The following is an 11,436-nucleotide window of genomic DNA, read 5'->3' as shown; positions in this document are numbered from 1 at the left end:
CGCCTTATGTTAAATCTTGTTGCATATGTTAATAAGTTGAAAAGTTCCCCTTATTACAAAGTGGCCAGTGGGGTGCTTTGTAATGGGTAAAAGCGTATTTTTGAGTCAAAAAAATCACGGTTTTAAGCACAAAAACACAGTAAAACTTTGTTACAAAACTGTGATTCCAATCAAACTTTTGAAGGAGAAAAAATCACCGATAAAGAGGCTGATAAATTATAGTCCGAGCATCGCTAATCGACGATGGGCAGGTGCGAATTATACCGATTCATCTTGTTGCATATATCAATTTCATGGTATGTTATTGATATGGCTAGCAAACCTAAGAGGTATCACGCAATGAGTAATAACTTGTTTTTCCGTGAATTGGTATGCGGTTTAAGCATCGAAGAGACAGCCGAGCTATGTTTCAAGAGTGTGAAAACAGTCAAACTTTGGGATAAGGGAAAACCGATCCCCCCAGAGTGTAAACGCCTAATGAGAATGAAGAGGTCAAAAGAGTTAGGCATCAGTAATGAATGGCAACAGTTCACAATGAGGAACGATCGCCTAGAACTTCCAACAGGCCAATTGGTCACACCGCATCAAATACTATTGGGTGTGGCACTGCTAGAACTTGGAGCCGAGAATGACAGAAGAGTGAGTCATAAGGTGATCAAGTATGCTAGGGCACTTAAAGAAATGATATAGATTAAATAAAGCTCCTAATACAGGAGCTTTTTAATAAATTAAATAAAATTAGTATAATATTAGGGGTGCTATATAAATAATTTGTGATAAAAAAAATTTACCGTCATGACAAAAAAATAAAGTTTGTTGATAAAAAAAGGAAAAGATAATCTATAAGCTTATTTAAAGGTTGAATGTTGAAGGTAAAAATGAGATTTGAAGTGATTAATGATTTTAAAAAAAAGAGTGAATATGAATTAATATCTTTCATAAATAATAGAACAAGTGAAAGAATACCAAATTATAGCTTATTACTAGGAGCTGGATGCTCAGTAACATCAGGAATAAAAACGGGGGAGCAATTAGTAGAGACTTGGAAAAAGGAATATTTCAAACAAATAAAGAAATCTGATGATTATACAGAAAAAGAATTAGAAGAGTTCCTGTCTAAACAAAGTTGGTACAAAAAAGAACACGAGTATTCGTCACTATTCGAAAAAATATATCACTTACCAATACATAGAAAAAAATTCATTCAACAACAAGTAGATAAAAAAATACCATCGATTGGATATGCATACTTAGTTTCACTTTGTGATGAAAATAATAAATTCTTCGATACGATATATACTACAAACTTTGATGATTTAATAAATGAGTCATTTTATCAATTTGGTCAAGAAAGACCGATATTATGTGCGCATGACTCATCAATTAAAAGTTTATCTGTCCATACTGGTAGACCTAAAATAATAAAGTTACACGGAGATTACCTATATGAAGTAAACGCAACGTTAGGTGAAACGGATAGACTAGATGAAAATACTGAGATGAAGTTTAGGGAGTTTTCTAAAGAGTTTGGTTTAGTAGTAATTGGATACTCTGGAAACGACAATTCAATAATGAATTGTATAGAAGCAATATTGAAAGAAGATAAATGCTTTGATAACGGTGTATATTGGTGTGTAAGAAAAGGAGAAGAAATAAGTAAGAGATTATCTGATTTAATAAATAATGATAAGGATAATAAAATATTTATAGTGGAAATAGATGGATTTGACCAGTTCATGGCAAAAGTAAATAACGAAGCAAGACAAGGTAAATCTATACTAAATAACTTTAGTGAAAAGAAGAGAGCGGATATAATTGAAAGTTTTTGTCAAGATAAATATAACTTAAGGGATGAGCAAATAATAAAAGATGATATATCTTTCTTAAGGCAAAAAAATGAGAAAAAAGCTTTAGTTGAAGCATTGACGAATTTATCCAAAGATAGTGCAGACGATGATATCTCAGATGCAGAACTTAATAATCTAATTGAAATAGATAGACTTACTAAAACTGATATAGATACAGCCAAAGCAGAATGTAAAAGATATTTAGAAGAAGATATAAACGATGCGTTTAAAGAAAGAATAATAAATAAGCTTGTAAGAATAAATATGCTTCTTGGAAGATCCTATGAATTAGAAGCGGCCACATGGTGTGATGAGCTGATAAAAATGGATAAATACGATGAAGTGCTTTTGATAAGGAAAGCGTATTTATTTAGCGATAAGGTTAAGACATATGAAACCCTAATGGAAGAATATGATAAATTCAAGAACAATGTAAAGTATTTGAATGCATTAAGTGAAATTCTCATAGATATAATAAGCTTGAAGTATAGTTATAAATATAATATTAATGATGCTAAGACTTATTTAGAGAAAAGCATAAGGCTTAATCCATCAATAAATAATCGAGCGCATTATATCATGTTTAACTTGATGGCTTTGGAAATAGAAAATATAACACAAGGTAAAGATAAAAAAGGCGAAGTTGAAAAGATTAGAGAGTCAGCAAGAGAAAAATTGAAATCTTTCAGAATAAACTCTGAAAGCATTCAGTATATGAAGTTAAGTATTCATAAAATAATTAATGAAAGAACTGTGGATTATGCTGATAAAATATTATCATCAATAATAAAACTATCTGAAAAATCAAACCAATCAATAAAAGAAAGTTTAGAAACAGTATTCAGTGGTGTGTTTTTCGACTTGCATAATTATGGCGGCGGGGAATATAGAAAACTGATGGAAAAATACATTTTAAGTGATTATTTTGGTAGGGACGAATCGATACATATAACGATGATGAAACTGCATTATCACATAAATGTATGTGATAATAATAAAAATGAAGCACAAAGAATAATTAATGAAATAGTAAATAGTAACAAATACCATCAATATAGTGAAAAAATAATCGATATCCTTCTTTATGCATTTGCAAACTCTGATGATGCTAAAGTATACATCGAGAACGTAAAAGATAAGATATCAAAACCTGAATATTATCTTGCGATATCAGAGATAGCCCAATACGAGGGTGAATACGGAGAGTCAATCAAACTATTAGATAAGGCATATAATTCAGGTATGGTTGAGTCGCAATATAAAATTCGTAAATCATATATTTACTTAACAGCAAAAGATTACAAGAAAGTTCTAGAGATAAATTTGAGTGATAAAAATCACGAAGAGTATGATATCTCAGTATTAGAAATTAACAAGCAATTTGCACTAAAAAAACTCGGAGAGCCAATAGACAAAACAGTCCTTAATGAAATCATTGCAAAATGTAAAAAAAATACCAAAGATGAAACTAAAAGTCCTCTTACAGAGGATAGGTGGATTTGTGCAAATATTATACTTGGGAGTAGCATACAGTATAGAACGCACATAGATAATAATATTAAATCTTATCCGAAAAAATATTTTGATTACAAAAGGTGGCCAATTTTAAAAAATGAAAAATTTAAAAGGCCTGAAGTAGGATTGAAAGTAGCAAGTTAACGACAAAACTTGAAGAATGGTGGAATTTACCCCCGTAATACAGGACGGGGGTTGGCTTCGCCTCCTGCGCTCGCTGCTCAGTCTCGCGACTCGCTCAGTCGTTGAAGCCACCAAAAGAACTCTAAAGAAAGTGCCATCTATATCCCTTAAATTTGATTTATCCTGGACAGACTGTGATAGCAAAACCTCAAGTCCTGGATGAATACCGGTTCGACTTTTGATTGCAGTTGTGGGAAGTTCAGTGGGTTGCTGTTGCTTTTGGCCCCTCTGGTGTTGTGAGTCTCTGCAAGGGTTATTCTATAGGATGCGAGGGAGGTTAGGCGCTTGCTGGTTATGTGTCGCACGCAGTTTGAGGATAGGCATTCGCTTGAAGTTCGGCAACGCATGGTCACTGGATGTTACGTTCTCTGGTGTGCAGTAGCTTTTAAAGCCTGACAGCGTTTTGAGTTCTGGCGTGTCTCGCTTCGCTTATCCCTGTCGGGCCTGTGTGGTGAGTTAGGCGCAAAACAATGGCAGCATGCCCCTTGCTGGTTTGCCTGATGAGTCACTGAATCAATCGTCACGGCGCTGGCCGTGACGATTGACTGAACAGCCGCTTAGTTCCTCATCTTACCTATTGCTTTGTGATATCCATCATCGAAAACTAAATTTGATTCATCAAAAGTCTGCTATGATTAAATAATCAAAACAGAGAAATGATTAATCAAAATAAGGGAATGATAATGCAGATTAAGGACTTAAAAATACTCTTCGATGCAGGTGCAGTAAAAAAAGCAACTGTGGTTTCCGCTCCTTTGGAAGGTGGTTATCACTTACTGATTGATAAACATGTCTTACAAGCTCAAAGAGGTGGTGACAGGCTTTTTAAAACACTTGATGCAGCTTGTGAGTCAGCTTCGAACATTGGATTTAAGCGTATTGAAGTATGTTTGTAAGTGAAAAGGTCTCAATCGGCAACGGTGCTATCCGTGCCGATTAATTGACTGCTTGTCTATTTTCTTCTGTATCGGTCACTTCGCAGACTAACAAGCCCGCAAACCAACACCACCAACATAATCTCTAGGTAGATCTCGTAAGCCGTTATGAACCAATCGCCTTCCATCATTACCACCATCACATTAAATATGAATTATCAGTCATCGACTTACTGCGCTTTTCTTCAAGTTGTGCAAAATCAGTCTCAACCTCTTCAATTTGGCCGTCAGGTTGGCTTGGTTCGCAAGTGAGCAAGCTTTTCCTATCGTCCTGTTTTAAGATCATCAAACATTCATGAATCACTTCAAACTTGACACCGACAGCCTCCAAATATTTTTGGTTGACCGAGTATAAGCCGTCAGAGGCATAGATGTTGATGATCACGTCATACTCTCGGTTAACGTAACTTTTACCTTTAACAACAACGGTTTTCTTTGCACTGTGAAAGCCAGACAAATAAGCCGACTCTAAGCCTTCAAAGTAAAGGATCTCTTTTACAGGAACATAAGTAGGACGCCCTTGCTCAGAATTCGAATGATGATCCCCACGGCCAGATATATCATGAATGCTTTGATGATCTTCTTTAACGCTGGGAACCGAACCAGATTGAACAACTTGGCTATCAGTCTGCGTTTTAGGTTCATTTGTTGAAACCGGACTTTCATTTTGAGAAAGAAGATCAAAAGCGACATAGCAAAAGTACCCCATACAAGAAAAGATGATGAACAAAGTGAATAAGAACTTGGGAGATTTAAATAGGGGATTCAAACCACCTGACTTGGTGATGGCTCCCGTTCCGGTCGACTTATAAAGCAGGTGCGCTTCTAGTGGTATTTTCTGAGTAAAGAGCCCTGCATCTTTTTTAGTGGGTATCACTGGCTTAGTGACGTTAACAGGATGCTGATAGATATAAGGCTTTCGTTTAGCAAAGAACATCTTGTCACGGTTCTTATGAAAGAAAGCTTGTTCAGCACAGGCTTTGATAGAGCTGTCTATCTGTTGCCAATCTGGAGAGAGTAATTCGATATCCCAATTGTACTTACGATGACGCATAAAACCTTCATTGTAAGTGAGTGGGTAGATGATCCTTCCTTGGCTGTCATATTCTGCACATCCTAAATCATCCACTTCTGATTCTTTCAATGTGGTCATATCGACAGGAACGTGTCGAGAATGGAAAAACTCAGAATACCAATCAGGCAAATGCGGTAAGAATTCCTCTAAAGGTCGATGCTTTATCTTGCGGCCATCGAAGCCGACATTCTTTGAAAAGATATCTTGGCACTCATCAATCACAATCAATGAATTTAAAGGACACCAACAAAAGAAATGCTGCCATAAATCAATGCCAACCTCAGAGCGTGAGAAGATGCGAATGAGTTTAGTCGAGGAGGGGAATTGGATATTTAAACGCTCTTCAATGACATGTAATGGTTCCATACCTTCAAGGTTTGTGACCACCACACGACCCGCTTTTAATGCTGGCAGAATAGAAAACCAAGCGGTGTAAGCACTTTTGTAAGAGCCATTTCCCCCCGTTCTTATTGTGATCGCCATTATCGAGACATCCTTATCACTATTGCGGTGGTGAAACAGTTTATGTAGAGAGCGATACCTTCAGGATACTTGAATAGATGCGCCCAATATCTTATCTCTGAAGGCAATTTATTAAAGAGCTCAGTCAATAACGTTGCAAATCCAATCTCTTCTAATAAAGCCTTAGCAACGAGAAATGAAAAGCGTAAAAAATAAAGCTGTGAAGCAAGTTTCATCTTAATCAACCACACTTCAAGCCAGACAAATATCTGCTCCAAAAAGGTGCCAAGGTTTTCAAGGTAATTCAGAACAGTAGCACCGAGATAAGCAATATATTCAAAAAATTCTATCATCAGAAAGCCCTCATAATTTCACGTAGGCCAGCGAAGCCAAACAAAAACAAAATGACAGGTGAGATGATTCCAGCGTTTTCACGTAAAGTTGTGAACACCTTATTTTCATACTCGCCCCAAGTAAGTTGTAAATCATGTGAATTGAACATTCCGTCAGCTAAGTCATTAGAAAAATTAAAGTAATCTTTGATTTCTTCGAGCTGGGATTCTAAGTCGCCTTGTAAGGTCTCGATATCATCCTTTAGGGCTAGGAAGGGTTCGTCAGAAAGAACATTAATAGGTTCTCTCCCGTCTTGAAATAACACGTCACCCTCGGTTAATTTTTTTAGGCTATTGAGTAAATCAGAAAAGCCTTTTTCATTGGTTTCTTCTAAGTTGGCTAATCCGTCACTCACTTGACCTAGGTTGTCGGCTAAACCACTTTCGAATTGACCCGTTTGGCGGTTGATAGCGTCAGTAACGTTAGTCGAGTGAGCATTGACCGTGTCTTCAAAAGCTTTGGCGATATCTTCCGTGTTTTTATCAATAGCTTGTTGGTTGGAGTCCTTTAATTGCTCAAGAGCCGTTAGCGATTCACCATGATTACGATTCATATCATTGTTGATGCTGGTCAGTTGTTGGTTCATATCAGCATTCAGTGCTTGGATAGAGTCGTTGATATCTTGATTATCTTCCACTGGCGGAGGCGTTGAGCTACCACCGTCAGAACTGCCGTTACCAGAGCCGTTACTTGGCGGAGTTCCATTACCATTACCATTATCATTGCCGTCATCATTATTGTTTGAGTCGTCGTTGTTTGGTGGCTGCTCTCCATCGCACTCAGGCCAATCAGGGCTAGTAATGGTGCAGGGCGTTGGGGGCGCTTCATCACAAAAGTTATTCGATGTATTACAGCACTTGCCTAAACGATCATTCCAATCATCTGAAGATGAGTCGCATTGCTGGTCATCATCATTACTGCAAGCGGGCCAATTGGGTGTACCTGGCAAACAGGCATCCGGCGGAGGGGCGCAATAGGTTGATAAGCTATTGTTCTCATCGTTGCAGGAAATTTCAGCCGTGTAGCCATTACCTTTGGCCGCACACGAATCTCGAAAGCGCTGCATTTCATCGAGTACATCGGGTTGCTGACAATAAGGTGGCGGAGGCTCTTCACACACACCTGTTTGAGTGTTTCGCTCAAAACCAGAAGGGCAAGGCTCTAACTTTATGGCAAGGATTTTACCTATATAGGATTGGTTGCGGTGATTGAGAAAAGTCACATTCAGATGCCCTCTAAATATTTCCGCATATTGGCAAGTTCGACCATCAACCCGTTTTCCACCGAGGTTAACTGAATAGTCACCGGAAACAATGTCGCCAACCTTAAGACCAGTACAAAGCGTAACAACATTACCATTGCGGCCCATTGATAAAAGCCGATAGTAGTCAGCCTCAACGCTGAAAATACACAAAAAGGACAATGAAAAAGTGAAGATTTGTTTGATACACATAAGAAATTAACCCAATAAAAAACGCCTCACTAGGAGGCGTTGATTCCAGATTTGACACCGCTGATAAATGCCCCGACATGGGCAAGAGCAAACAGCAGTGTCAGAATGGCGGTCATTGTCTCCTGAATCATGAACGCATAGCGCCCGTCATCATTTTCAGGCCAAAGCCAATCGCAGCCATTGAAAGCAGGCCGACAACAACTAATGTGTAGTTGGTTTGTCCTGTAGTAACCGCGCCACTGATAGCACCAGATACGTTAGAGGAATCGTCAGCAAGAGCAGCACCAGAGATAAGCGCACCTGTTAACGCGATGGCTTGAGTACCTAGCTTTTTAATGCCAAATTGTTTAACTGTGTTGTTAGTTTTCATAGGTTTGTTCTCCATTTATATTTAAGGTTTAGGCTTTCCCAAGCCCTTTAAGGATTCGGCCTAGCACATGGCCAGACGCGAAAGAGAGCAGCACATAACCTGTGATTTCAGCGAAAAATGCTGCATCAATATCAAAGCTTAAGTTTGCGTTAAGACTCATTTGCTCAAGTTCATCACGACTCACAAGAACAAAGGAGCAATTATCAAGCGGCTCATAAGGCAAGGCTTTAACCGCGCCGTTATTGAGAATTTGAGCGCAAACTGAAACGGTCATTATTTACCCTTCATTGATACTTCGAAGTGCTTTTTGATTTCAGCATCGACTGGGATTAACTCAGTTACTACTGCACCCGACAAAGGATCTTCTGGGTTTATCTCTAAGCGCAATTCATACTCACGACGTGGAACTAACGCGCCCGTACGTTCGAGAAGTAGTGCATATTCATGATCAATCATTAATGGTTGGTCCCACTGCGGATTGACATCACCAGATTCTCCAATGGTGCGGCGCTTAAATTTCTCTGCATTAATTTCACGCAGAGGGCGCGATATATTAAGTTGCGCGCTGTCGCCTCGCGCTGAGTTCCATGTAATATCCATACCTAGAACGAAAACAGATTTAGCCATGTGTTAAGTCTCCAATATGTGAGTCACCAACTTTCCATAGGTATCAGGGAAGGTGAATTTTGTTCCATCGCGAATGAGAGAACCGATTACTGTTTCAATGTCACCCTCATAGAATTCGATGAGGGAATTAAGTGTTTTTCCATACTGTCGGCGCATCCAATGCGCAGAGGCCAACAGGTCTAAAGCAACGCGTTTGGTTGGCTTTGGTTTGGTGTCTACCTTACGAGCTGAAGAGATAGAGGCAGCAAAGTCATTGATGGCCGCAAAAGCCCCATCAGGATTCAAAAGAACATCAATGTTCCATTTTTTAAGTTCAACTTCAGAGCGATACCAAGTGAGGCCCGTTTGTGACAAGTTCTGCTCTAATGCCTTGTTGTAGATGCGCCAATAGACGCGAGAAGTCCGAGAACCAACAGAATATTGCTCACGTGTATATTCCGGCTTACCTTTGACAATCTTGGATATCGTTACCTGTTCATGCAGTACTGGAGGACGGCCACGGGCAGAGGTTCGAAAGGCACCATCAAGCCAAGCTTTTTTGGCATAGTTACAATCAAACAACCCGTCATAATCGTCATAGGCCAAATCAACCCGCGCCAGTGTTTGAACACCGAGAACATTACTAAGCCAATCGTGAATGACATAGCGAGAGTTACGAGCAAACATGTGCTTACAGCCAGTACCATTAATTTGAAAATGTACTGTGTCGTTATTGCCACCAATGCCAACATAACCGCAGAAATCTTCACCTGTCTCAGAAGTCAATTTCATGGACTCGGTATAAAACTGAAAGCCAAGACCACGAGGAGCAGACAAAGACAAACCCAATACCTGATTGGTGAAAATGCGCAAAGTCTCTTCTAAGTAGTTGCGGTAACAAAACTCGTAGGCCGTGTTGTACTGTTCAATCTCTTCAGCCGTCTTCGCAACTGTCGAATCAAAGCGAGGTGGAGCAGGGAACTTAGGCGAACGTACCGCACGCTTAAGCAAGCTTTTCTTTGGTAGCCCTTTAACGACCTCATTCTTGTGACGCTTAGCCAAGCCGTGATAACAGTGGCGAAGGTCTTTGACTGAGAACGTAAAGCATAAGTAGTCAATGTGTATTAACTCAGGTACTGAGGTGATCACTTTAGTTGTTGTAGTCATCGAAAACCCCCAAAGCCAAACGTTCTTGATGAGTGGTATTGGTGATAGACACCAATGTGAAATGGTCAAAATGCGTTAACGCCCAAAACTCTAAGTGAGAGATGGATTTGAACAAGTCCCAGTCATTGCAGCCCTTAACCAACACGGACACCGTATAGTCAGGTAACAAATCAAAGTAGATGGTTTGCGTATTCATAGTTAGGCCGCCAAAGGTTGAAAAATTAGCGAAGTGTTCGAGCACTGAGGTTCGACATAATGAGCCACTGGTAACAAGTGAATATCCGCACTCGTTGGGACGGTTTCATTAGTGGCTTGCTTTTCCTTTAGAACGTCAAGAATGTTATTCACGGCCTCATTAGTGAACTCAACATAAGTGACGCCGTCACGTTCTTGCTGTGTTTTACCTAGATGGTTGACGCCAAGCTTTTTGAGGTAACGTCGAATCGATTTCGCAGGATTTGGCATAGAACGTGAAACGGTTTTAATGATTAGGTTGCCAGCTTGAAGAGAAAAACGAAGTGACCCAATAAAACGAGCGTTAGCTTGATTGGCCGATTTGGTAACAGATTGATTGACGCGCTTGGTTGAAGCTTGTAAGCGTTCGTGTTCCTGCTTTTGTTTTTGCAAGCTGGCTCTATGCGCTTTTTGTTTTAAGTCGTTCTTAAGCTGGTTGAAATATTCGAAACAAGAGACGGCCAAATCAGTTAGTAAACCACCTTCAGAGCACATTGATTGCCCAAGGTGCTTACGGAAAAAGACACCAGTTAGGCGAGGGTTGAGCTGAGCTTCTTTCTCTATGAGGGCTTTAATTTTTTCCGTAAGCATAAGTCTTTTTCCTAAAGCAAAGATTAACTTGGTGACAACGTAACAAAACTAGCTAAACTAATGATAATGATGTTACTTAAAGGTTGCCGTTGTCAGTTGAGACCTAATCATGTGTATTTAGGGCAAAAGCCCAAGCTAAAGCGGTCAACTGATTACGATTTTTCGTAAGTCTAATTACGGTTTGCCGTAATTGCCAGATGCGAAATTTCGCAATATTCAGGCTAAAATTTGGTAAATGGAGGTATCCCGATGTATCAAAGTCAGCTGTTAGATGCCTATAAAAAGGCGAAAAATTACATACAAGATAAGCAAATAGCTCATGATTTGAATGTAAATGCATCTCGCATTAGTGAAATGCGCAAAGGAAGACGCTATATATCTGATTCTGAAGCAATTTATTTAGCCAAGAATTCAGGAATTGACCCAGAGATCGCTTTACTAGGTTGCCATGCTGACCGCAATGAAAACCCACAGATTAAAGCCGTGTGGGAAAACATTGCAAAAAAATTTAATGGGCTTGGTTTATCAGGTATATCAGCGGTTTGCGCCGTTTTTGTGTCTACAGAAGCAAGCCCAGCTGGATCTATGATTAGGTGCGTATTATG

General features: G+C 39.3%; 13 protein-coding genes. 4 read left to right on the top strand and 9 right to left on the bottom strand.

Going from position 1 to position 11,436, the window contains the following annotated elements; translation table 11 throughout:
* The first annotated feature begins 339 nt into the window (after positions 1-339).
* From VSA01S_RS18460 to VSA01S_RS18450, 3 genes are all read left to right on the top strand, one after another.
* Positions 340-690, top strand: a complete 351-nt coding sequence (locus VSA01S_RS18460; RefSeq protein ID WP_227739672.1) for a regulator — start codon at positions 340-342, stop codon at positions 688-690.
* A gap of 188 nt (positions 691-878) precedes the next feature.
* Positions 879-3,506 carry an SIR2 family protein gene (locus tag VSA01S_RS18455; protein ID WP_158000771.1) on the top strand — a complete coding sequence of 876 codons (2,628 nt, stop codon included), beginning with the start codon at positions 879-881 and terminating at the stop codon, positions 3,504-3,506.
* 722 nt (positions 3,507-4,228) lie between these two features.
* Positions 4,229-4,441 carry a hypothetical protein gene (locus VSA01S_RS18450; RefSeq protein WP_039981225.1) on the top strand — a complete coding sequence of 71 codons (213 nt, stop codon included), beginning with the start codon at positions 4,229-4,231 and terminating at the stop codon, positions 4,439-4,441.
* Positions 4,442-4,619: 178 nt separating this feature from the next.
* Here VSA01S_RS18450 and VSA01S_RS18445 read toward each other — a convergent pair whose 3' ends face one another.
* The 9 genes from VSA01S_RS18445 to VSA01S_RS18405 all read right to left on the bottom strand — a co-directional run bounded on the left by VSA01S_RS18445 (position 4,620) and on the right by VSA01S_RS18405 (position 10,831).
* The gene (locus tag VSA01S_RS18445) at positions 4,620-6,038 is read right to left on the bottom strand and encodes a zonular occludens toxin domain-containing protein (protein ID WP_039981224.1); all 1,419 of its coding nucleotides are present in this window, start codon (positions 6,036-6,038) and stop codon (positions 4,620-4,622) included.
* On the bottom strand, positions 6,038-6,370 hold the full coding sequence (locus VSA01S_RS18440) for a DUF2523 family protein (RefSeq protein WP_039981223.1): 333 nt from the start codon (positions 6,368-6,370) through the stop codon (positions 6,038-6,040). The genes VSA01S_RS18445 and VSA01S_RS18440 overlap by 1 nt, the downstream gene beginning before the upstream one ends.
* A complete protein-coding gene (locus tag VSA01S_RS18435) occupies positions 6,370-7,863 on the bottom strand; it encodes a coiled-coil domain-containing protein (protein ID WP_145993886.1) in 1,494 nt (497 codons plus the stop codon). The genes VSA01S_RS18440 and VSA01S_RS18435 overlap by 1 nt, the downstream gene beginning before the upstream one ends.
* A 127-nt stretch (positions 7,864-7,990) precedes the next feature.
* A complete protein-coding gene (locus tag VSA01S_RS18430) occupies positions 7,991-8,233 on the bottom strand; it encodes a hypothetical protein (RefSeq protein ID WP_039981221.1) in 243 nt (80 codons plus the stop codon).
* Positions 8,234-8,261: 28 nt separating this feature from the next.
* The gene (locus VSA01S_RS18425; protein WP_050567342.1) at positions 8,262-8,507 is read right to left on the bottom strand and encodes a hypothetical protein; all 246 of its coding nucleotides are present in this window, start codon (positions 8,505-8,507) and stop codon (positions 8,262-8,264) included.
* A complete protein-coding gene (locus tag VSA01S_RS18420) occupies positions 8,507-8,860 on the bottom strand; it encodes a DUF1293 family protein (RefSeq protein ID WP_021708381.1) in 354 nt (117 codons plus the stop codon). Before VSA01S_RS18420 ends, VSA01S_RS18425 begins: the two co-directional genes overlap by 1 nt.
* A 3-nt stretch (positions 8,861-8,863) precedes the next feature.
* Positions 8,864-10,006, bottom strand: a complete 1,143-nt coding sequence (locus VSA01S_RS18415; protein ID WP_039981220.1) for a replication initiation factor domain-containing protein — start codon at positions 10,004-10,006, stop codon at positions 8,864-8,866.
* Positions 9,990-10,202, bottom strand: a complete 213-nt coding sequence (locus tag VSA01S_RS18410) for a hypothetical protein (protein WP_039981217.1) — start codon at positions 10,200-10,202, stop codon at positions 9,990-9,992. Before VSA01S_RS18410 ends, VSA01S_RS18415 begins: the two co-directional genes overlap by 17 nt.
* 2 nt (positions 10,203-10,204) lie before the next feature.
* Positions 10,205-10,831 carry a hypothetical protein gene (locus tag VSA01S_RS18405; RefSeq protein ID WP_039981215.1) on the bottom strand — a complete coding sequence of 209 codons (627 nt, stop codon included), beginning with the start codon at positions 10,829-10,831 and terminating at the stop codon, positions 10,205-10,207.
* 249 nt (positions 10,832-11,080) lie between these two features.
* Between VSA01S_RS18405 and VSA01S_RS18400 the strand changes: the two genes are divergently transcribed.
* Positions 11,081-11,436: DUF3693 domain-containing protein (locus VSA01S_RS18400; RefSeq protein WP_147052741.1), on the top strand; the 356-nt coding region annotated here is incomplete at its 3' end.

Source organism: Vibrio sagamiensis NBRC 104589 (genome assembly GCF_007990935.1).
Taxonomy (GTDB): Bacteria; Pseudomonadota; Gammaproteobacteria; order Enterobacterales; family Vibrionaceae; genus Vibrio; species Vibrio sagamiensis.
This window is presented reverse-complemented; position numbering and strand designations above follow the sequence as displayed.